The 21,137-nt window shown below is 66.2% G+C and carries 17 protein-coding genes; 4 read left to right on the forward strand and 13 right to left on the reverse strand.

Annotated features, from left to right (window positions below):
- Positions 1–943: 943 nt before the first annotated feature.
- From ASD87_RS25715 to mpl, 13 genes are all read right to left on the reverse strand, one after another.
- Positions 944–1,777 (reverse strand): symmetrical bis(5'-nucleosyl)-tetraphosphatase, encoded by an 834-nt coding sequence (locus tag ASD87_RS25715; protein ID WP_056327791.1) that lies wholly within the window; start codon positions 1,775–1,777, stop codon positions 944–946.
- Positions 1,774–2,952: an LPS export ABC transporter permease LptG gene (gene lptG / locus ASD87_RS25720; RefSeq protein WP_056327792.1), complete on the reverse strand. Its 1,179-nt coding sequence runs from the start codon at positions 2,950–2,952 to the stop codon at positions 1,774–1,776. Before lptG ends, ASD87_RS25715 begins: the two co-directional genes overlap by 4 nt.
- 93 nt (positions 2,953–3,045) lie before the next feature.
- Complete coding sequence (mtgA, locus tag ASD87_RS25725; RefSeq protein ID WP_056327793.1) at positions 3,046–3,780, reverse strand: monofunctional biosynthetic peptidoglycan transglycosylase; 735 nt, start codon at positions 3,778–3,780, stop codon at positions 3,046–3,048.
- A gap of 5 nt (positions 3,781–3,785) precedes the next feature.
- A complete protein-coding gene (gene aroE, locus ASD87_RS25730; RefSeq protein WP_056327794.1) occupies positions 3,786–4,649 on the reverse strand; it encodes a shikimate dehydrogenase in 864 nt (287 codons plus the stop codon).
- Entirely contained in the window at positions 4,646–5,518 is an 873-nt protein-coding gene (locus ASD87_RS25735; RefSeq protein WP_056327795.1) for a TonB family protein, read from the reverse strand. Before ASD87_RS25735 ends, aroE begins: the two co-directional genes overlap by 4 nt.
- A gap of 108 nt (positions 5,519–5,626) precedes the next feature.
- Positions 5,627–6,715 (reverse strand): ABC transporter ATP-binding protein, encoded by a 1,089-nt coding sequence (locus ASD87_RS25740; protein WP_056327796.1) that lies wholly within the window; start codon positions 6,713–6,715, stop codon positions 5,627–5,629.
- A complete protein-coding gene (locus ASD87_RS25745; RefSeq protein ID WP_056327797.1) occupies positions 6,708–8,486 on the reverse strand; it encodes an iron ABC transporter permease in 1,779 nt (592 codons plus the stop codon). Before ASD87_RS25745 ends, ASD87_RS25740 begins: the two co-directional genes overlap by 8 nt.
- Before the next feature lie 137 nt (positions 8,487–8,623).
- Entirely contained in the window at positions 8,624–9,721 is a 1,098-nt protein-coding gene (locus ASD87_RS25750; protein ID WP_056327798.1) for an ABC transporter substrate-binding protein, read from the reverse strand.
- 143 nt (positions 9,722–9,864) lie between these two features.
- Positions 9,865–12,402, reverse strand: coding sequence for an extracellular solute-binding protein (locus ASD87_RS25755; RefSeq protein WP_056327799.1), 2,538 nt, complete (start codon positions 12,400–12,402; stop codon positions 9,865–9,867).
- Entirely contained in the window at positions 12,389–13,060 is a 672-nt protein-coding gene (locus ASD87_RS25760) for a response regulator transcription factor (RefSeq protein WP_056327800.1), read from the reverse strand. The genes ASD87_RS25755 and ASD87_RS25760 overlap by 14 nt, the downstream gene beginning before the upstream one ends.
- 942 nt (positions 13,061–14,002) lie before the next feature.
- Positions 14,003–15,898, reverse strand: coding sequence for a ribonuclease catalytic domain-containing protein (locus ASD87_RS25765; protein ID WP_056327801.1), 1,896 nt, complete (start codon positions 15,896–15,898; stop codon positions 14,003–14,005).
- A 75-nt stretch (positions 15,899–15,973) separates the two neighbouring features.
- The gene (locus tag ASD87_RS25770; protein WP_056327802.1) at positions 15,974–16,573 is read right to left on the reverse strand and encodes a YqiA/YcfP family alpha/beta fold hydrolase; all 600 of its coding nucleotides are present in this window, start codon (positions 16,571–16,573) and stop codon (positions 15,974–15,976) included.
- A 110-nt stretch (positions 16,574–16,683) separates the two neighbouring features.
- Positions 16,684–18,054, reverse strand: a complete 1,371-nt coding sequence (gene mpl / locus ASD87_RS25775; protein ID WP_056327803.1) for a UDP-N-acetylmuramate:L-alanyl-gamma-D-glutamyl-meso-diaminopimelate ligase — start codon at positions 18,052–18,054, stop codon at positions 16,684–16,686.
- Positions 18,055–18,151: 97 nt separating this feature from the next.
- Between mpl and ASD87_RS25780 the strand changes: the two genes are divergently transcribed.
- The 4 genes from ASD87_RS25780 to accC all read left to right on the forward strand — a co-directional run bounded on the left by ASD87_RS25780 (position 18,152) and on the right by accC (position 21,109).
- Positions 18,152–18,685, forward strand: a complete 534-nt coding sequence (locus ASD87_RS25780; protein ID WP_056327804.1) for a TlpA disulfide reductase family protein — start codon at positions 18,152–18,154, stop codon at positions 18,683–18,685.
- 89 nt (positions 18,686–18,774) lie between these two features.
- Positions 18,775–19,209 carry a type II 3-dehydroquinate dehydratase gene (aroQ, locus tag ASD87_RS25785; protein ID WP_056327805.1) on the forward strand — a complete coding sequence of 145 codons (435 nt, stop codon included), beginning with the start codon at positions 18,775–18,777 and terminating at the stop codon, positions 19,207–19,209.
- A gap of 88 nt (positions 19,210–19,297) precedes the next feature.
- The gene (gene accB, locus ASD87_RS25790) at positions 19,298–19,753 is read left to right on the forward strand and encodes an acetyl-CoA carboxylase biotin carboxyl carrier protein (RefSeq protein ID WP_056327806.1); all 456 of its coding nucleotides are present in this window, start codon (positions 19,298–19,300) and stop codon (positions 19,751–19,753) included.
- 9 nt (positions 19,754–19,762) lie between these two features.
- Positions 19,763–21,109 (forward strand): acetyl-CoA carboxylase biotin carboxylase subunit, encoded by a 1,347-nt coding sequence (gene accC / locus ASD87_RS25795; protein ID WP_056327807.1) that lies wholly within the window; start codon positions 19,763–19,765, stop codon positions 21,107–21,109.
- The last annotated feature ends 28 nt before the right edge of the window (positions 21,110–21,137 follow it).

Genomic DNA, 21,137 nt, shown 5'->3' on the forward strand with positions numbered 1-21,137 from the left:
GCCCTAGGCTACCGTCCAGTGTCCAGCCGGCTCAGAGGTGCGGAACCGAGGCGTAATCTGAACCACAAAGTCCAGGCTCTAGGTGTCTGAACACGCTCATCGGTCCGCGTGTAGCGATAGCTAATCACTACAGTGGCCAAGATACAAGGTGTCTGACACCCGTATAGACGGCCTTCAAGCTTAAAAGAGCGTTTCAGGGGTGTCAGACACCTTTGCGATGACGCTTCGCGCGTAGGTGCGTGCGTTTCACCAGGTGTCTGACACCCGTATAGATGGTCTTCAAGCGTGAAGGAGCGTTTCAGGGGTGTCAGACACCTTTGCGAGAGAGATCAGCACCCGCGCGATAACGTCACCAGTCGCCGCTAATCGTCACTTGAACTCAAGTGCCCGATGGGCGGCGCGAACAGATCGGCAAGCTGTGGCAACCCGTCGCCGCGCCGCCCATCACCGCCCACCCCCCATCGTGACGGCGGCCATTAGCAAACCAATCACCGCCAGCGCGAAGCGCACCCCCTCACGACGTCCCACCGACCCGATGCCGATTGCCGCCGCCCGGGCGGCAGCAATTCGGCGGCCCTGCAGATCTCCTGCCCTGTCCACAGGTCTTGTAGCGCGCAAACCAAAGACCCTGGCAGCACGGCGTCGCGGTCACCGTGGGTGCGAGCGCCGTCGATGCGCCCGAGGGAATCTGAAGGGAGCCGAAGGCGGACGAACCCACGGTGACCGCGGCGTCGGGCGACCTACGAAGACCGGACGCGACCTACGAAGACCGGACGCGACCTACGAAGACCGGACGCGACCTACGAAGACCGGACGCGACCTACGAAGACGTTACGCGACCCACGAAGATCAGACGCCGTCTGGCGACCTACGAAGACCCACCCGAGAACGGCCTAAGAAGAACAGAAGAACGAAAGAACCCCGCCAAAACACCCGCCAGCCCTCACTCCGCCATCGGATCCTGAAACTGAGAACACTTAACCTGCACGACCTTCCGATCCTGCAATCGCAAAGCCGTCAACGACCCGCCCCACACGCATCCGGTGTCCAGGCAGATCACATCCGGCCGCTGCAACAACCCCAGCGTCGACCAATGCCCGAACACCGTCGTCACGTTACGGGTCGCCCGGTTAGGCACATCGAACCAAGGCACCAACCCGGGCGGCCAAGCCCCCGGCGTCACCTTCGTTGCGAACTCCATGTGTCCGTTGGGCGTGCACAGGCGGATCCGCGTCAGCGCGTTGATGATCACCCGCAACCGTTTGCCGCCCTTGTGGTCTTCCTTCCAGGTGGCCGGCTCGTTGCCGTACATCTTTTGAAGCGCCTTCTGCCAGTTGGGGCCGCGCAGCGCGTCCTGGACTTCGCCGGCCAGGGCCAGCGTCTTGGCGACGTCCCACTTAGCCAGCGTGCCTGCGTGGACCAGCAGGTGGTTCTGTTCGAAGTGCGCCAACGGGCGGGAGCGCAGCCAGTTGAGCAGGTCCGTGGCGTCCGGCGCGCGCAGGATGGATTCCAGCGTGTCGGACTTGGACGGCTTGCGTACGCCCGCGGCCGCGGCCAAGAGGTGCAGGTCGTGGTTGCCCAGGACCACCGTGGCGCGGTCGCCCAGGTCGATGATGCGGCGCAAGGTTTCGAGCGACTGCGGGCCACGGTTGACCAGGTCGCCAGCGAACCAGAAGCGCGACTTGGGGTCGCCGACGAGTTCGGGGTGGGACAGCAAGCGATCCAGCGGCGAGCAGCAGCCCTGCACGTCGCCGATCATCCAGATACTGCCGTTCATGCGGGACTCTTGCTCCAAGGCCAACGTTGCTGGACGAGACGGGTAATGGTGTGGCGGTATTCCATGTAGCTCATGGCGCCCAGCGCCAGCGCCATGGCGCCCAGGTTCGGGCCCAGGGCGGTCAGCCAGGGCGGCCACTTGCCCAGCATACCCACGTTCAGCGCAAGCTGGTTCAGCATGAAGAAGGCCACGCCTAGCAGGATGCCCACGAACACCTTGGCGCCGACGCCGCCGCGGCGGGTCTGCATGAGGCCGATGGGGGCAGCGATGGTGATCATCACGATCAGGGTGAAGGGGTAGGCCAGTTTGCGCCACAGGGCGACGACCTGGCGGCCGTATTGAAGCTGGTTGTCCCGCAGGTATTCCACGTAGTCGAGCAGCGTGACGATCGACATGCGTTCGGGCGTCAGCACGCGGGCCAGCAGGCGTTCGGCGCTGAGGGTGGTGTCGATGGAGCGTTCGGGCAGCTTGACGACGGTGGCGGGCGGATTCTTGGGCGGCCGGGCGTTGGCCAGCGCCTCGGCGGCCTCGGCGTCCAGGCGCGTCTCGGAGACGTCCTTGAGCACCAGGTCGCCCCGCGTGAACGTGCCCGTGGGGGCGGTGGACAGCGCCGTCAGCGTCAGGTCTTTCTTGAATTCGTAGAGCGTGACGCCCGCCACCTGGCCGTCGCCCTTCAGTTCGGCGATGTTGATGATGCGGGTGCCGCCGTTGGCGGTGGGCTCTTTGAACCAGTAGCCGCTCTTCAAGCGATCGCCGCCGGCCTTGCCGCGGAACATCAGGTTGGCCTCGCCGGTCTTGACCTCGGCCCAGGGCGTCACGTATTCGGACAGCAGGCCCGCGCCGATCATCAGCGGGATGGTGACGATCCAGAGCATACGCAGAAGCCGCATGCCGCTGACGCCGGAGACCCGCAGGATGACGAGTTCGTTGCGCTGGGCCAGGCCCGCCAGCGCCAGGATGGCGCCGATCAGGAGCCCGATGGGCAGAAGATCATAGAGACGGGTGGGGATCGCCAGCGCCTGCATGTACAGCAGGGCCATCATGGAGAACTTGTCGCCCACGTTGTCCAGGTCGTCCACCAAAGCGAAGAACGTGAAGAGGCCCAGCAGGGCCAGAAGGACCACTGCGCAAGAGCGATAGACCTCGCGGGCCAGGTAGCGACGTGCAGTACGCATGGAGGAAAAAGGAGTGGAGCGCGTAAACGTGAAAGCTTAACAAATCCCGCAGCCCGAAGACGGCCGGGAGGATCGAATCGTCCCATTCCCCTTTCAGGGGATGTCGACCAGCTGCATCCGGCGCGTCAGGATGCCGACGCGGGAGTTCAGGTAATTGGACTTGCGATGGCTGTCGTAGAAGCGCGGATTGGGCAGCATGGCCGCCAGCCGGGCGGACTGGGCGTTGCCCAGGTTGGCGGCGGTGGTATTGAAATAATGCTTGGCGGCGGCCTGGGCGCCGAATACGCCCACGCCCCACTCGGCGACGTTCAGGTAGAGCTCAAGGATACGTTCCTTGCTCATGACGTGTTCGATCATGTAGGCAAGGACCAGTTCCTGGCCCTTGCGCAGGTAACTTCGCGAGCCGGACAGAAACAGGTTCTTGGCCAGCTGCTGGGTGATGGTGGAGCCGCCGCGCCGCTTGGAGCGCCCGGCCTCTTCCTGTTTCTGGTTGTATTGCCAGGCCTTGCGGATGGCGTCCCATTCGATCCCGTCGTGGTCCGTGAAATTCGCGTCCTCGGACGCGATCACCGCGCGCTTGAGCGAACGGTTGATCTTGTCGTAGGGCACCCATTCGTGCTTGAGCTCGATCCCCGGGTCTTCCTTGCGCAGACGCGACAGCTCTTCGCGCATCATTGCGCTGCTGCCCGGGTCGCGGTAGTTGTACCAGACCACCTGGGCGAACAGCCAGAATTGGTACAGCAGGACGGCGCACACCAGCGCCATGAGCAAGCCGGTGGTGATACGGAACCAGTTTCGGCCGCCGCTGCGGCCAGTTCGGGTCGCCATGCCGTTCAGCTACCGGCGGCCAGCGCCTCGCGCAGCGCCGTCAGGACGGGCGCCGCATCCGGGCGCACGCCGTGCCAGATGAAAAAGCTCTCGGCCGCCTGGCCGACCAGCATGCCCAGCCCGTCGGCGGTCAGCGCGGCGCCGTCGGCCTTGGCCTGCTGCATGAAGGCGGTGGGCTGCGCGCCGTACATCATGTCGTAGGCGGCGGCGCCGTCGGCGTACAGTCCCGGCGGCAGGTCGGGGGCGGCGTTCTGCAGCCCGCTGGCGGTGGCGTTGATGACAAGATTCCAGCCGCCGGGCAGGGCGGCGCTCGCCAGGGCGCCGGCGGTGACTTGGGTCTGCGGCGACACGCCGCTGGCGCGCCAGGCCGCGGCCAGTTCCTCGGCGCGGGCGGCCGTGCGGTTCACGATGTGGATGCGGGCGCAGCCGGCCTCGGCCAGCGGCTGCAGGACGCCGCGCGCCGCGCCGCCGGCGCCGACCAGCAGCACGTTGGCGCCCGCCAGGCGCACGCCCAGGCGCAGCAGGTCGTTGACCAGGCCCACGCCGTCGGTGTTGCAGCCGTGCCAGACGCCATCGCGCCACGACAGGGTGTTGACGGCGCCTGCCAGCCGCGCGCGGGCCGACAGGTGGTCCGCCGCGAGGGCATAGGCCTCAAGCTTGAACGGCACGGTGACATTCAGGCCCAGCCCGCCATCCGCCACGAATTCGGCGACCGCGCCGGCAAAGCCATCCACCGGGGCAAGCAGGCGCTCGTAGCGCAACGGCTTGCCGGTCTGCTGCGAAAACATGGCGTGGATCTGAGGCGAGCGGCTATGCGCGATGGGATTGCCGATGACGGCGTAGCGGGCTTGAGGAATCGCCTCGGTCATGGGGCCTGTGTTTCCAGAGTGTCGTTGACGAAATGCCAGGTGCGGGTGATGACCAGCACGTCCGTATCGCGGGCGATATCGGGCGGGAAGGGAGGGAAGGGCGCGGCCAGCTGGACGATGCGGCGCGCCGCCTGGTTCAGGACCGCATGCGGCGAAGGCTGGTCGATCTCGACCTCGGCGATGCTGCCATCGGCGCGGACCGACACCGTGATGCGCAGCGATCCGTAGATGCGGCCGCGGGCTTCGTCGGGGTAATGCTGGGTGCCGACCGTCTCGATGCGCGTGCGCCAGGCATCCAGATACGCGGCGTAGCGGGACGCGTCGGCGGAGGGCGCGATGAACTGTTTGCGCGGTTCGGCGCTGTATTGCTGGACCCGCGCCGCCAGCGCCGCCACCTGGGCGTTCTGGATGACGCTGGCCTGGTCCTGGGCGTCCTGGCCGACATCGGCGCCATCGGGCCACGGATTGACCGCCTGGCGCTCGGGGCCGGCGTTGTGCGGCGACTGCAACTGGGTCATCAGCCGGGCCTGTTCAGCTTCGAGCTGGACCTGGCGCTGGCGCATGGCTTCCAGCACGATGGTCTCGGCCGAACTTCCGGTCTGGGGGAGCGGGGTGGTGGACACGCCGCGGTCGGCGTTGCCGCCGCCGGTCATCTGGTTCTGCGCCACGGTGCGCGGGGTTTCAGGCGGGGTTTCGCTGCGGGCGTTCAGCAGCACGACTTCCAGGCTGGTCACGGGCGGCCGCGTCTGCGCGGGCGCGCTGAACCGCCACGCCAGCGCGCCGGCGTGCACCAACAGCGATATCGCGATGCCGATACGCAGGTAGTGCTGGGCGGGTTGGCCCAGCCACCACAGGTAACGGCTCAGCATCGAGGGGGAATCTGCGTGTTGCACCAGCGCATTGTAAGTCGAGTCCAGCGGCGCGGTGCGCTCCGTCCGACGGCTGTAACAGCCCTCGGACGGACGGTCTAGACCGGATCAGGCGGTCGGCCGGGGAAAGATCCAGACCTTGCTGGCGGGCAGCGCAAGCCGGCAGGGGCCGGGCTCGCGGCCTTCCGGACCGTAGGCGCGCAGGGCGAGGCTGCGGGCCGGATCGGCGTCCGGCGTGCGGAACAGGTATTCCCAGCGGTCGCCCAGGTACATGCTGGTCAGCAGCGGCATGTCGACGTGGTTGCCGTCCGGGTCGTCGGCCAGGCGCACCTGCTCGACCCGGATGACCGCGGTGGCATCCTGGCCCGCCGCGACGTCCGCGCCGGCCTTGCCCCACAGCGACCAGCCGGGGCCTTCGATGCGGGCTTGCCCGTCGCGCAGCTCGGTGACCTTGCCGTCCAGCCGGTTGTTGCTGCCCATGAATTCGGCCGTGAACAGGGTGGACGGTGCGCCGTACATTTCCTGCGGCGTGCCCTGCTGCTCGATCTTGCCGTTGTTCAGCAGCAGGATGCGGTCGGAGATCGCCATGGCTTCGCTCTGGTCATGCGTCACCATCAGTGCGGACAGGCCCAGGCGGATGATGAGTTCGCGCAGGAAGGCGCGCGCTTCCTCGCGCAGCTTGGCGTCCAGGTTGGACAGGGGTTCATCCAGCAGGATGACGGGCGGGCTGTACACCAGCGCCCGGCCGATGGCCACGCGTTGCTGCTGGCCGCCGGATAGCGCGTGCGGGTGGCGCTGGCCAAGCTTGCCCAGGCCCAGCTGGTCCAGCACGGCCTGCACGCGCTCGCGCACCTCGGTGCCCGGCGTCTTGCGCAGCTTGAGTGGATAGGCAACGTTCTCGAACACGGTCTTGTGCGGCCACAGCGCATACGACTGGAACACCAGTCCCAGGTTGCGCTCTTCGGCCGGGATTTCCTGGCGGGCCGCGCCGTCGTACACGACGCGGTTGCCGATGGTGATGCGGCCGCGCTTGGGGCCTTCCAGGCCGGCCACGGCGCGCAGCAACGTGGTCTTGCCGCTGCCCGAGGGCCCCAGCAGGGACACCACTTCGCCCTGGCGCAGCTGCATCGACACGCCCTTGAGCACCGGGTTGTCGCCGTAGTCCAGGTGCAGGTCTTCTACAGAAAGCTCAATCATGAAGTTTGACTCCGAATCGCAGGGCGATGCCCAGGCCGATCACGACCAGAACGATATTGATGAAGGAAAGCGCGGCCACGATGTCGATGGCGCCCGAGGCCCACAGCGACACCAGCATGGAGCCGATGGTCTCGGTGCCGGGCGACAGCAGGTAGACGCCGGTGGAGTATTCGCGCTCGAAGATCAGAAACATCAGCAACCACGAGCCGATCAGGCCGTACTTGGCCAGCGGCACCGTGACGTGGCGGGTGACCTGGCCGCGGCGCGCGCCGGCGCTGCGGGCGGCCTCTTCCAACTCGGGCCCCACCTGCAGCAGGGTCGACGAGATGAGCCGCAAGCCATAGGCCATCCACACGACGGTGTACGCAAGCCACACGCTGAAGATGGTGCTGCGCAGGGCGCGCAGCCATTCGACGAAGTTCTCGCGCAGCCATTCGGCGAAGGGCAGGGCCGACAGCCAGCCGCCTTCGTCCACGTCCAGCGCGTTGTCCAGCCACATCGGCACGAACAGGAACACCCACAAGAACGCCAGGCCGGCCAGCAGGCCCGGCACGGCGCGCGGCACCAGCACGCTGTAGTCCATGAAGCGCGTGACGTTGTCCGGCTTGCGGTGCATGGCCAGGCCCACGAACATGTAGCACATGACCGCAAGCGCGCCGCCGAAGACGCCGATGGCGACCGAGTTGACGATGGCGCGCATCAGGTTGGGCTGCGAGAACACGGTACGGAAGGCGTCCAGCGACAGCACGTCAAAGAGCGACACGCCCAGGCCCCAGTTGGACACGAACGCGCGCAGCAGCACGCCCGTCAGCGGCACGATGATGGTGACGAACAGCCAGAACGCCACGACCCCGCCCGCGACCCAGCGCCACTTGCCCAGCGGCAGCGGCCGCGCGCGCGAGGCCTTGCCCTTGACGGTGACGAAGCGGTTGGCGGTGCGCATCAGGCGGCGTTGCAGCATCACCAGCGGGATCGTCATGCAGATCAGCACCACGGCCACCGCGGCCATCAGGTGATAGGACGGGATGCCCAGCTTGTTGGTGAGCTTGTACAGGTAGGTGGCCAGCACCAGGTTGCCTTCCGGATCACCCAGCACCAGCACCAGGCCGAACACTTCCAGGCCCAGGAAAAAGAGCAGCACGGTGGCGTACAGCATGGCCGGCCGCACCATGGGCAGGCTGACGGACACCATCACCCGCAGCGGCGAGGCGCCGGTCACCCGCGCGGCCTCTTCCACGTCGGACCCCATGCTGCGCAGCGCCGACGAGATGTACAGGTAGGCGTGCGGCACGTGCGTCAGGCCGGCGATGATGACGATGCTGGTCAGCGAGTAGACGTTCCAGGGCACGAAGCCCAGGATGTTCTGCGTCCAGGTCGAGAAAAAGCCGACGGGGCCGGCCGCGACCACGTAGCCGAAGCCCAGCACCATGGGCGACACGAACACCGGCACCAGGATCAGCGGCTCGATCCAGCGGCGGCCCGGCAGGTCGGTGCGGATCATCAGGAACGCCAGCATGCCGCCCAGCGGGATGGCGATGGCGGCCAGCCCGAACGCGAGGATGAAGCCGCTGCGTAGCGCCTTGTAGAAATCGGGATCCGCGAAGATGAAGCGGAAGGCGTCCAGACTCCAGGTCTTGGACGGGGCAAAGAAGGGCGCCGAGAGAAAACTCTGGATGATGATGAACGACAGCGGCACGTAGATGGCGAGCGCCGTGATCAGCACCACCACGCCGCGTGGCAGGGACTGCCATTTTCTGCGCAATGACTGCATGGGAAATCCTGTGGTCTTGAAGGACGCGGTGGCCGCGCCGCCGGGGGCGATGGCCCCGGGGCAGGGTCAGGCGGACGGCGCGCCGTCCGCTGCGTTTGCGGCGGCTCCGGGCCGCGAGGCCGCCCAGAGCCCGGGCATCACTTGCCCGCTGCGGCCCGCCATTGCTTGATGAATTCCAGGCGCTTGTTCTGCTCCAGGTAGTCCAGCAGCGTTTCGTCGACCGGAATCGGCTTGAGCGAGGCGCCCAGCTTCTTGGTCATGCCGTCTACGTCGTTGTCGCCTTCGATGTCGTCGCGCACGGACGCCAGGTCGGCCTGGTTGGCCATGATTTCCTGGCCCTTCTGCGACAGCAGGTAGTCCATCCACAGCTTGGCGGCGTTGCGGTTCTTCGCCTTCTTGCTGATGAACGCCACGCGCGACAGCACCAGCGCGTAGTCGGTGGGGTAGGCCACGCCCAGCGACGGATCGTTCTTGGCGCGCGTCTCCGCGTAGGAACCCAGGATGTTGTAGCCGATCAGGTTTTCGCCCGAGGACACGCGTTCCATCATGGTGCCGGTGGACGACTGCACGACCAGGCCGCCCTTGGCGATGTCCTTGAGGGTCTCGAAATACTTGGGATCGTTGGCCTTGTCCTGCACCGCCAGCATGAAGCCGACCGCGGACTTCTCGATGTCGTAGGTGGTGACTTTGTTCTTGAACTTGTCGGGCTGGCTGGCGATCAGCTTGGCCAGCGCGCCGTGCGTGGTGGGCACTTCATTGGCGGGAATGAGCCGCTTGTTGTAGATGAAGACGGCCGGCTCGTAGGTCGTGCCGTAGGCGGAATCCTTCCATACGGCCCACGACGGCAGCTTGCCGGCCTCGGGCGATTTGTACTTCAGCGCGTAGTCGGTGGCCAGCTTCAGGGCCGAGTCCATCGACGAGCTCCAGACGATGTCGCCGCTGCCGCCGCCCGCCGCCTGTTCGCTGATGTAGCGGTTGTAGAGCTCGGTGCTGTTCATGTCGTTGTATTCGACCTTGACGCCCGGATACATCGCTTCGAAGCCCTTGATGATGGGGCCGGCGGCCTTGGTGTCGGTGGTCGAATAGATGACGACCTTGCCTTCCTTCTTGGCGCCGTCCAGGACCTTCTGGTAGTCGGCCGGATAGCCCGCCGGCACAGCCTGCGCGAAGGCGCTGCCCGAGGCGATGGCGAATGCGGCGGCGCAGGCGGCCGCCAGTTTGGACTTGGCAAGCATGGGTGTTGTCTCCGATTGGATTTGGCTTGATGCGGGCTCTGGGGCCCGCGTGCAGCCATCTTAGGAGTGCGCGTCTGTCGTCGTCCTGTCATGGCGGCACGCGGTGGCTAGGGGAAATCCCTGGGCCACGCCTGCGCGCCGGGTTACGGACGCTGCGGCGTGTCGGTGACGAGCCGGATCCAGTTCTGCACGAACCGGGAATGGCGGCGCTGGTCCAGGCCGACGAGCAGCGCGGGGCTCAGCACCACGGGCTGCACGATGCCCTGCGACCGCGCCAGCACGGCTTCCGAGGTCCACCGTCCCGGCGTGTCTTCCATGATGGATCCCAGCGCGGCATGGCTGGATGCCACCTGCTGGCCGGCGGGCGACAGCAGCCAGTCGACCAGCGCGCGGCCGAGGTCGGGGTTGGGGGCGGTGCGCGCGATGAGGACCGAGCGCGCCAGCACCAGCACGTAGTCCTGCGGAAACACCACGCCGATGGGCCGGCCCGCAGCCTGGCGCGACAGCGCGTAAGAGCCAAGGATGTTGTAGCCGATGTCGAGTTCGTCGCGCTCGATGGCGTCCAGGATCTCGGCGCTGGTGGCCGCCAGCCGCACGCCGGCCTGGCCCATGGCGTTGGCCAGCCCCCAGAAGTTGGACGAGACAAGCTCATCCTGTTCGGCCAGCAGATAGCCCAGGCTGCTGGCGGCAATGTCGTAGGTGCCGATGCGACCGCGCAGGCGCAACGGATCCTGCTCCAGCAGGCGCAGCAGGTCCTGGCGCGAGCGCGGCACTTCAGCTTCCGCGAAACGCTTGGGGTTGTAGACGAAGACGGCGGGCTCGAACGTGAAGCCGTAGACCTCGTGCCGCCATATGGCCCACGACGGAAGCCGCGCGGCGTAGGGCGAGGCATAGCTCAGCGCGTAGCCATCGTTGGCAAGCCGGATCTGCAGGTCCGACGCGGAACTCATGAGGACGTCCACATCCTTCAATCGCCCTTCGATGGCGGCTTCGTAGAGTTCGCGGCTGCCCATTTCGCGGTACACGACGCTGACGTCGGGGCGATGCGACTGGAACCCCTGGATCAGCGGGGCGACTACGGGCGTGTCCGTGGGGCCGGCGATGGTGAGGACGCGGGAGGACGGTTGGGGCGCGGGATAGCGGGTGATGATCTCGGGGATGCCGGCAACCTGCGGTGCGGCGGGCGGAGCAGCCGCGCCGGTCACCTCGACGCCCGCGGCCCGTACGTCGGCGGACGGCGCGGCCAGCAGCAGGCAGGCGGCGCAGACCGCGGCGGCGGCTGCCATCAGCGTGCGGTTCGCCCCGGCGCGCGCCAGCGGCAGGACGACGCGGGCCGTCAGGCCGCCGCCGGGCCGGTCCAGCAGCCACAGCGACCCGCCGTGGGCGACAGCGACGGACCGCACGATCGCCAGTCCCAGTCCGGATCCGGGCAGCGTTTCCCCGGCGCGGCCGCGCGAGAAACGTTGCTGCACGGATTCCTTTTCGTCGTCGGCCACGCCGGGGCCGCGGTCCGAGACAGTGAGCGCGACGCGATAGCCGGCAACGGGCGTGGCCTGGATCTCAACCGGCCCGTCCGGCGCGTAGCGCAGGGCATTGTCGACCAGGTTGCGCAGCATTTCGCGCAGCGCGATGCGATCGCCGGCGATGCGCGCGCGGCGCACTTCGGGCGCAATGGCGATGCGCAGCCGCTGCGCCTCCAACGGGCCAATGCGGCGGCGCGTTTCGTTGACGGTTTCAGCCACGCCGACCAACGCGCGGGCGCCCTTGCCGAGCCGGTGGGTGATGGTGGCGTCCATGAGCAGCTGGTTGATGAGCTGGCTGGCGTGGGTGGCGTTCAGATGAATGCGCTCGAGCCGGGCGTGCAAGCGCTGCGGATCGGTCTCGTCCAGCGCTACCTCGGCTTGCGCGCGCAGCGAGGCAAGGGGCGTGCGGACCTGATGCGCGGCGTCGGCGACCAGGGTGTTAAGCGTGTCCATGGCGCCAGACAACCGCTGCATGAAGCCGTTGAGCGCTTCGATCAACCGCCGCACTTCGCGCGGGACGGGTTTGACGAGCGGCTCCAGGTCATCCGGCGCTCGCCGCCGCAGTTCGCGCTCGACGACGGCAAGCGGCGCGAAGGCGCGCTGCACGCCAAACCACAACAGGCCCAGCGCGACCAGGGACACGACGACCAGCGGCAGCACGCTGCGGCCAAGAATTTCGCCGGCCAGCGCCTCGCGCGAGCCCAGCGTCTCGGCGACACGCAAGGTGACCCAGCCGGCATGCTGGCTGGCCGAGACCAGGCGGCCAACGGTCGCGACCCGAATGGGTTCGTCGTGATAGCTGAGATAGGTGAAAACGGGCGTGGCCGACTGCGCGAGGGGCAGGCCGGGCGCAAGGTCGCCGTACCCGGTGATGAGCCTGCCGTTTGAAGTGCGCGCTTCATAGAACACACGTTCGCCGCCGGACAGCATGGCCAGCGAGGACACGGGCGGCTCGACGGTGACTTCGTTGTCTTCGATCTGGACGGACCCGGCAATGGTCAGCGCCGAGGCCGCGAGCAGCCGGTCAAACGCCTGCTCGGCGGCGCGCTGGGCATAACCGCGCAAAAAGAACACGAGCCCGATGAGCGCGCAGGCGAGAAGCACGGCGCCCAACGTGAAGACGCGCTGCCGGATGGAAAAGCTTTCAGGGATGTTCATGGCTGCGGGCCTGATACCCGACGCCCCGCACGGTGACGATATCCACGGACGCACCTGCAAGCTTTTTGCGAAGCCGCGAGATAAGCAGCTCAAGCGCATTGAGCGAGCCGTCGTCCAGGTCGAAGATCTGGTTCATGAGGCGTTCCTTGGCAACGGTCTGGCCCAGCTTGCCGACCAGGATCTCAAGCAACCGGAATTCCCGCCGCCCCAGCTCCAGGGGCGTGCCGGCCAGTTCGACATGCCGATTCGCCAGATCCAGACTGAGATTGCCGTAATGCGCCACACTGGTGGTCTGCCCCGCAGGCCGCCGCAACAAGGCGCGCAGCCGTGCCTCCAGTTCGCGCAGATCGAACGGTTTGACCAGGTAGTCATCAGCGCCCAGATCCAGCATGTCGATCTTGTCTTCGATCTCGGCGCGCGCGGTCATGACGAGCACAGGCGCCTCAAGACCCGCCGCCCGCAACTCTCGGATAAGCGTGAATCCATCCTTGCCGGGCAAATTGATATCCAGCACGAGTGCGTCCCAGGTCTCATCCAACCCCCAACGCAACGCCTGCACGCCATCACGCACCCACTGCACACTATGACCCGCCGAACGCAGCTTGCTCTCAACGGCATCGCCAAGATCGAGATTGTCCTCGACCAGCAGAATGCGCATGGTTCTTCTCCTCCGTTGTGCTTTTTTATCGGAAGTTTAACGGGGGGCGTTGAAATGCGGGGGTGTTGGTGGTGCTCTTCAGGTTACCGGCTGATTGGGAGGGGCGTTTGCTTGGGTGGGTCTTTGGCGTTCTTGAGGCGTCCGGCACGGCGGCGACCCGGGGCGCGCGGGGCCACGATTGCGGTCCGGAGCCTTCGCTCCGGACTTCCCCTTCGTCATCTTCGTCCGCCTTCGGCTCCCTTCAGATTCCCTCGGGCTTATCGACGCCCCGCGCACCCCGGGCCGCCACCGCACCGGACTCGAGCAATAGAAATCTGACGGCCGGCGGGGTGGTCGTCTTGCGGTGCCCGTCCCCGTTCGGCCGCGCGGGCGGCCTCCGGAGACTTACGCGGCGTCTTGCGGCGTGGTGATGACGCTTCGCGCGTAGGTGTGTGCATTTCACCAGGTGTCTGACACCCGTATAGACAGTCTTCAAGCTTGAAGGGCGGCGCGAACAGATCGGCAAGCTGTAGCGACCCGTCGCCGCGCCGCCCATCACCGCCCACCCCCAACGTGAGGCGGACCATTAGCAAACCAATCACCGCCAGCGCGAAGCGCACCCCCTCGCGACGTCCCACCGCCCCGATGCCGATTGCCGCCGCCCGGGCGGCAGCAATTCGGCGGCCCCGCAAATTCCCTTCCCTGAACACAGGTCTTGTAGCGCGCAAACCAAAGATCCTGGCAGCACGGCGTCGCGGGCACCGTGGGTGCGAGCGCCGTCGATGCGCCCGAGGGAATCTGAAGGGAGCCGAAGGCGGACGAAGATGACGACGGGGCAGTCCGGAGCGAAGGCTCCGGACCGCAATCGTGGGCGATCGTGCCCACGGTGACCGCGGCGTCGGGCGACCTACGAAGACTGCGGCCTACGAAGACGTTACGCGACCGACGAAAACCAACCGCGACCTACGCAGATTCCCCTTTAACTTCACCCACAAACCGACAATCCAACTCCAGAGACAACTCATCCATCCCCAGAATATCCACTTCAACAGCCGTCCCCCGCTCAAACTCCGGCATCCCACCCACCCGAGTCACCAGCGGCGCATTCGCAAACCGCACGAGATCCTCGCGCAGCACATGCGCCACCGTCCGCGTCACGCCGTTCTGTTTCAGCCAGCGCAGGCACCAGTAGCGTTCCATCGCGCTCTGGAACTCCGCCCAGGCGGCGTATTGCGCGTCGAAGGCGCCGATGATGGCGAACAGGTCCGCGTCGCGCGGCTTGAAGGGGGCGATCAGGCGGGCGGAGACGCCGTGTTCCACCGCGGCGATCAGCTGCCACTGGTTGACCAGGTCGACATAGCGGCGCAGCGGCGACGTGCTCCACGCGTATTGCGGGACGCCGATGGCTTCGTGCGGCAGCGCCTGCGTGCTCATGCGCACGCGGCCCGCTTGTTGCGAGCGGTAGATGCCGGGCACGCCGTGCTGGTTCAGCAGGCCGCCCCACAGGTTGTTGGCCAGGATCATGTACTCGGCCACCATGCGGTCCAGCGGCGCGTTGCGCTGGCGCGGGACCAGGCGCACGGGCGTGTCGGGATCGTCGGGGTTGCCGTCCAGATAGAAGCTGTATTCGACCCGGGAGTTGTTTTCCGGCTTGCCGCGCACATTTTCACGTTGCGCCGACAGGGCCTGGGCCAGCTTCCAGAGCGGACGCAGCCAGTGCCCGTAGGGCAGATCGGCTGCCGGATCCGCGAGGCTTGCCTCGGTGACCTGGGTGTCCAGCATGTTGTGGCGAAGGTTCTCGCGCACGACGATGCGTTCCAGGCTGGTTTCCGATTCGATGACTTCGCCGGTTTCGGAATTGGCGATGACGTACAGCGACAACGCGGGCACTTCGCGGCCGGCGTCCAGGGAGAACGCCTGGATGACGCTGTCCGGCTGCATCGGGATCTTGTCGCCGGGCATGTAGACGGTGGACAGGCGGGCGCGGGCCAGCTTGTCCAGTTCGCTGTCGCGGGTGACGGACAGGCCCGGCGCGGCGACGTGGATGCCGACGCGCACGCGTCCGTCCGGCAGGGTCGAGACCGACAGCGCATCGTCGATTTCCGTGGTGGTGACGTCGTCCACGGAGTAGATCTCGGCATCGGCCAGCGGCAGTTCGCGGTCGATGGGGGGCAGTTCAACGTCGGGGAAGGCCAATCCGCGCGGGAAGTTGACGGCCAGGAAGCGGCGCTTGTGCAGCGCGAGCGCGTGCGGCCAGGCGCCCAGTTCGAGCAGCAGGCGGTCCGGGGTCTTGCCCAGCTTGGCGCATGCGGCGTCCAGCGCCTTCCATTGCTGCGAGTTCTTGTCCGGGCGGATCAGCAGCGATTCGGCGGCCTGCGCGATCGGCTCGGGCAGACGGCCGGCGGCCATTTCGTCGACCCATTCCTGCTGCTGCTCGGCCTGACGCTGCTTCTTTTCCAGCGCGGCCAGCGCGGCGGCCAGGATGTCGGGCGGGGCAGGGCGGTAGCGGCCCTTGCCGCGGCGATGGAAGTAAGCAGGCGCGCCGTGCAGGCGCATCAGCAGCGCGGCCTGTTCGACGGGCGTGGGGGCGTGGCCGAAGTAATCGGCTGCCAGGGCGGGCGAGTCGAATTCTTCCTGCGGCGCGCATTCCCACAGGAATTGCAGGTCCAGCGTCTCGGCCGTGGCGGCCGCCTGGCTCATCAGGGTCGCCGGGTCCGGCGAGGCGAAGTTGAACAGGGTGTTGGCGCGCTTGATTTTGCTGCGCTTGCCCGATTCCGACTCCACCTGCAGGCTGGCGTCGGTCTCGGACAGGATATGGCCGGCCTTGAAGCTGCCGTCGTCTTCGTAAAACACATACATGGTGAGGATCGTCCTGGGCGGCGGCCTTGCGCCGCCTTGCGCAGCTTTAGGGGTGTTGAAAGTCGATATTGATTATCAAGGGCGTACCGGCTTGCCGCCTAGGGCGAACTCAAGCACTTCCGGCATCCAGTCCGCGAAATCGGACAGGCCGTGGTCGCTGCCTTGCACGATACGCTGGCGGCAGCCTGCGTACCGGTCGCGCATTTCGCGCCAGTCCAGCACTTCGTCGCCCGTTGCGGCGACCAGAAAATACCGGTCGGGCTGCGTGATGCGCGGCGCATGGATGGCGGCCAGTTCAGCCACATACTCGGGCAAAAAAACGAACGGCGCGCCGGAATGATACATGTGGTGCTCGCCGACCTGGGTGGCAAGGTCGCGCGCGGCGTTGACGGCGGGGTTCAGCAGCACGGCCTTGCAGCCCAGCTGTTCGGCGATCCAGGTGGCGTAAAAACCGCCCAGCGACGAGCCGATGACGGTCAGTTCGCGCGGCGAGTCGGCATTCGCCAGCCGGTCGCGCGCCATGCCCATGGCCTGGTCGATCGCTTCCCGCGGGCTGGCGGGCAGTTGCGGGCAGGCCCAGGCCTCGTTCAGGCCGCGCTCGGCCATGGCGCCCGCCATCATGCGCGCCTTGAAGGAATCAGGCGACGACCGGAAACCGTGTAGATAGAGAATCATTGCTTGCTGTTTCCGTCTGCGTTGCGGGAGGCCGCCCGTAGTCGGCCTTGGAGCCGGTCGGGCGGGCCTGCCAGCTCCGGCTGGGCCCGCGCGATCGGCCGGCGGCGGAATCAGCCGCGCGCCTGCAGCGCGTCCAGCAGCTTGCCATGAATGCCGCCAAAGCCGCCATTGCTCATGACCAGCACCTGGTCGCCCGGGCGGGCGGCGCCGGCGACCGCGGCCACGAGCGCGCCGATGTCATCGTAACTGGAAGCCCGGCCGCCCAGGGGCGCGAGCACCTCGTCCGGGTTCCAGCCCAGCGCATGCTTGCCCTCGTTGGCGCCAAAGCAGAACACCAGATCGGCGTCTGCCAGGGCCTCGGGCAGACGGGCGGCCATGGTGCCCAGCTTCATGGTGTTGGAACGCGGCTCCAGCACGGCCAGGATGCGCGCGGCGCCAATCTGGCGGCGCAAACCTTCGAGGGTGGTGGCGATGGCGGTGGGGTGATGGGCAAAGTCGTCATAGACCTTGATGCCGTTGACCGTCCCGCGCAGTTCCATGCGGCGCTTGACGCCACCGAAGCGGGTGAGGGCGTCGATGCTCTGTTCGGCCGGCACGCCGACGTGCTCGGCGGCGGCCAGGGCGGCCAGCGCGTTCATGCGGTTATGTTCGCCGGTCAGCGACCAGCGCACCGTGCCGGCTCGCTCGCCAGCGCGGGTGACTTCAAAGGCGCCGTCCGCGTCGGGCGGCGAGGCCTGCCAATGGCCGTCGGCCCCGAACGTGACGGTATCGGACCAGCATCCTCGCGCAATCACGCGGTCCAGGGCGTCCGAGTGCGTCGGCCGGACGATGCGGCCCGACCCGGGGATCGTGCGCACCAGGTGGTGGAACTGGGTTTCGATGGCAGCCAGATCGGGGAAGATGTCGGCGTGATCGTATTCCAGGTTGTTCAGGATGGCGGTCCGGGGTCGGTAGTGGACGAACTTGGACCGCTTGTCGAAGAATGCCGTGTCGTATTCGTCGGCTTCGATCACGAAGGGGCGGCGCGCCGGATCGTAGCGGGCGGAAACGTGCAGGTCCTGCGCCACGCCGCCGATCAGGAAGTTGGGCGCCAGGCCCGCGGCTTCCAGCACCCAGGCCAGCATCGAACTGGTGGTGGTCTTGCCATGCGTGCCGGCGACGGCCAGCACATGTGCGCCCGGCAGAATGTTGTCGCCCAGCCATTGCGGACCCGACACGTAGCGCGCCCCGGATTCCAGAATGGCTTCCATCAGCGGATTGCCGCGGCTGACCACGTTGCCGATGACGTACAGGTCCGGCTTGAGCGCCAATTGTTCCGCGCCGAAGCCCTCGATCAGTTCGATCCCCTGTTCGGAAAGCTGGGTGCTCATCGGCGGGTACACGCCCGCGTCGCAACCCGTGACTTTGTGGCCGGCGGCGCGCGCGATCAGCGCCAGCCCGCCCATGAAGGTGCCGCAGATGCCAAGAATGTGCAGGTGCATTGATAAATCTCCTGCCCTGCATTGTATATATAGCGCCGCGACAAGCCGGCGCCGCGCCGGTGCGGCGTAAAACGGCCGCAACGGTTATCATCGCGCCATGAATCGACGCCTACTTCTTTCCGCCGCCGTGGCCGTGGCCGCGACTGTCGCGGGCGGCTACACGCTGATGGGACGCAAGTCCCAGGACGCCGCGGCGTCAGCCGACGCCGGCGATCCGGTGGCCGCCTTGAAGCAGATGAAGCTGCCCGATCTGGCCGGCGCTTCGCATTCGCTGGACGGCTGGAAGGGGCAGCCCATGGTGGTCAATTTCTGGGCCACGTGGTGCGCGCCGTGCGTCAAGGAAATGCCGGCGCTGGATGCCTTGCAAAAAAAGTACCCGAATGTGCGCTTTGTTGGCTTCGGTGTCGATACTGCAGCCAACATGCAAAAATTTGTCGAGAAAGTACAGGTTTCGTACCCGCTATGGGTGATTGGCGCTGGCGCCATCGATACCCTGCGTAAATTGGGAAATCCCAGCGGGGGCTTGCCTTTTACTATCGTTTTCAACGCAGATGGCAGCATTAACCGGAAGATATTGGGTGAAGTCCAGCCCGATGACCTGGATCGCACGCTGGCGGCTCTGAAGGCGTAAGTCTGTTGGACAAATAGTAGGAATTGGCGTAAAAAGCTGGTTTATCGGCTGTTTTGCCAACAATTGGCAATCCACAATTTGGCACGCGCATGGCGCAAAACATACTGGTATTGCATGGCCCGAACCTGAACCTGCTTGGCACCCGGGAACCTCATATCTACGGCAGTCTTACCCTGGCCCAGATCAATGAGCGTCTCGAGTTGCTCGCCGGTGAATTGGGCGCCACGCTGACTGCGTGGCAAAGCAATCACGAAGGTGCGCTGGTTGACCGCATTCAGGCGGCACGGCAGGACGGCACGGACTTCATCATCATCAACGCAGCGGCCTATACGCACACCAGCGTCGCAATTCGCGATGCGCTGGCCGGGGTCGCGATCCCATTTATTGAAGTACATTTGTCCAATCTGTATAAGCGAGAGCCGTTCAGGCATCACTCTTATCTGTCCGACTTGGCGCAGGGCCTGATCAGCGGCCTGGGCGCGGACGGCTACGAGGCCGCGCTGCGATACGCAGTGCGGCACTGATCTCGCATCAAATTCAACGCTTTTACATCTTATACGGCGCGAACCCGACGCTGGGGCGACGCCGACACTATCTCGGGAAGCAGCTTCTATGGATCTTCGAAAACTCAAAACCCTGATCGACCTGGTGGCTGAATCGGGCATCGCCGAGCTGGAAATCACCGAAGGCGAAGGCAAGGTCAGAATCGTCAAGTTCTCGCAGACCCTGCAGCCGGTGGCCTACCACCAGCCCGAAGCCGGCGTGCCCGCCGCGCCCGTGGCTGCTGCCGCGCCCGCCGCCGCACCGGCCGCGCCCGCTGCCCCGGTCATTCAAGGCCACGTCGTGAAGGCCCCGATGGTCGGCACGTTCTACCGCTCGCCGAACCCGGGCGCCGCCCCGTTCGTCGACGTCGGCGCCACCGTCAAGGAAGGCGACCCGCTGTGCATCATTGAAGCCATGAAGCTGCTCAATGAAATCGAAGCCGACAAGTCCGGCGTCATCAAAGAAATCCTGGTCGAAAACGGTGAGCCCGTCGAGTACGGTCAACCCCTCTTCGTCATTGGCTGATAGCTGAACATGTTCGAAAAAATCCTGATCGCCAATCGGGGCGAAATCGCCCTGCGCATTCAGCGCGCCTGCCGCGAGCTGGGCATCAAGACCGTGGTCGTCCACTCCGAGGCCGACCGCGAAGCCAAGTACGTGCGCCTTGCCGATGAATCCGTGTGCATCGGGCCCGCGCCGTCGCGTGAAAGCTACCTGAACATGCCGGCCATCATCTCGGCCGCCGAAGTCACGGATTCCGAGGCAATCCACCCGGGTTACGGGTTCTTGTCCGAAAATGCCGACTTCGCCGATCGCGTCGAGAAGAGCGGCTTCGTGTTCATCGGCCCGCGTCCGGACACGATCCGCCTGATGGGCGACAAGGTCAGCGCCAAGCGCGCCATGATCGAAGCCGGCGTGCCGGTGGTGCCGGGTTCGGAAGGCGCGTTGCCCGAAGATCCGCAGGAAATCCTGCGCACTGCGCGCGAAGTCGGCTATCCGGTCATCATCAAGGCCGCAGGCGGCGGCGGTGGCCGCGGCATGCGCGTGGTGTACACCGAGGCCGCGCTGCTCAACGCCGTCACGATGACGCGTTCCGAGGCAGGCGCCGCGTTCAACAACCCGGAAGTCTATATGGAGAAGTTCCTCGAGAACCCGCGCCATATCGAAATCCAGGTGCTGGCCGACGGCGGCCGCAATGCGGTCTGGCTGGGCGAGCGCGACTGCTCCATGCAGCGCCGCCACCAGAAAGTGATCGAAGAAGCGCCGGCGCCCGGCATTGCCCGCCGCCTGATCGAGCGCATTGGCGATCGCTGTGCCGACGCCTGCCGCAAGATGGGCTATCGCGGCGCGGGCACGTTCGAATTCCTGTATGAAAACGGCGAGTTCTATTTCATTGAAATGAACACCCGCATCCAGGTCGAACACCCGGTCACCGAACTGATCACGGGCATCGACCTGGTGCAGCAGCAGATCCTGATCGCCGCCGGCGAAAAGTTCACGCTGCGCCAGCGCGACATCGCGTTCAAGGGCCATGCGATCGAATGCCGCATCAACGCGGAAGATCCGTTCCGTTTTGTGCCCAGCCCCGGCCGCATCACGAACTGGCACACGCCGGGCGGTCCTGGCGTTCGCATCGATTCGCACGCGTTCAACGGCTACTTCGTGCCGCCGAACTACGATTCGATGATTGCCAAGGTCATTACTTACGGCGACACGCGTGACCAGGCGCTGGCCCGCATGCGCATCGCGCTGTCGGAAATGGTGGTGGAAGGCATTTCCACCAACATCCCGCTGCATCGCGAAATGCTGCAGGACGCCCGCTTCATCGAAGGCGGCACCAGCATCCATTATCTGGAACACAAGTTGGCGCAGCGTCCCTGACCGACTTTGGGGCCTCACGGCCCCTTTT

Source organism: Achromobacter sp. Root170 (assembly GCF_001428165.1).
Taxonomy (GTDB): domain Bacteria; phylum Pseudomonadota; class Gammaproteobacteria; order Burkholderiales; family Burkholderiaceae_B; genus Achromobacter; species Achromobacter mucicolens.

Bases quoted from the DNA above. Each gene is read 5' to 3' on its own strand.
- ASD87_RS25715 (WP_056327791.1), bottom strand. From the start codon at position 1,777: ATGAACGGCAGTATCTGGATGATCGGCGACGTGCAGGGCTGCTGCTCG.
- lptG (WP_056327792.1), bottom strand. From the start codon at position 2,952: ATGCGTACTGCACGTCGCTACCTGGCCCGCGAGGTCTATCGCTCTTGC.
- mtgA (WP_056327793.1), bottom strand. From the start codon at position 3,780: ATGGCGACCCGAACTGGCCGCAGCGGCGGCCGAAACTGGTTCCGTATC.
- aroE (WP_056327794.1), bottom strand. From the start codon at position 4,649: ATGACCGAGGCGATTCCTCAAGCCCGCTACGCCGTCATCGGCAATCCC.
- ASD87_RS25735 (WP_056327795.1), bottom strand. From the start codon at position 5,518: ATGCTGAGCCGTTACCTGTGGTGGCTGGGCCAACCCGCCCAGCACTAC.
- ASD87_RS25740 (WP_056327796.1), bottom strand. From the start codon at position 6,715: ATGATTGAGCTTTCTGTAGAAGACCTGCACCTGGACTACGGCGACAAC.
- ASD87_RS25745 (WP_056327797.1), bottom strand. From the start codon at position 8,486: ATGCAGTCATTGCGCAGAAAATGGCAGTCCCTGCCACGCGGCGTGGTG.
- ASD87_RS25750 (WP_056327798.1), bottom strand. From the start codon at position 9,721: ATGCTTGCCAAGTCCAAACTGGCGGCCGCCTGCGCCGCCGCATTCGCC.
- ASD87_RS25755 (WP_056327799.1), bottom strand. From the start codon at position 12,402: ATGAACATCCCTGAAAGCTTTTCCATCCGGCAGCGCGTCTTCACGTTG.
- ASD87_RS25760 (WP_056327800.1), bottom strand. From the start codon at position 13,060: ATGCGCATTCTGCTGGTCGAGGACAATCTCGATCTTGGCGATGCCGTT.
- ASD87_RS25765 (WP_056327801.1), bottom strand. From the start codon at position 15,898: ATGTATGTGTTTTACGAAGACGACGGCAGCTTCAAGGCCGGCCATATC.
- ASD87_RS25770 (WP_056327802.1), bottom strand. From the start codon at position 16,573: ATGATTCTCTATCTACACGGTTTCCGGTCGTCGCCTGATTCCTTCAAG.
- mpl (WP_056327803.1), bottom strand. From the start codon at position 18,054: ATGCACCTGCACATTCTTGGCATCTGCGGCACCTTCATGGGCGGGCTG.
- ASD87_RS25780 (WP_056327804.1), top strand. From the start codon at position 18,152: ATGAATCGACGCCTACTTCTTTCCGCCGCCGTGGCCGTGGCCGCGACT.
- aroQ (WP_056327805.1), top strand. From the start codon at position 18,775: ATGGCGCAAAACATACTGGTATTGCATGGCCCGAACCTGAACCTGCTT.
- accB (WP_056327806.1), top strand. From the start codon at position 19,298: ATGGATCTTCGAAAACTCAAAACCCTGATCGACCTGGTGGCTGAATCG.
- accC (WP_056327807.1), top strand. From the start codon at position 19,763: ATGTTCGAAAAAATCCTGATCGCCAATCGGGGCGAAATCGCCCTGCGC.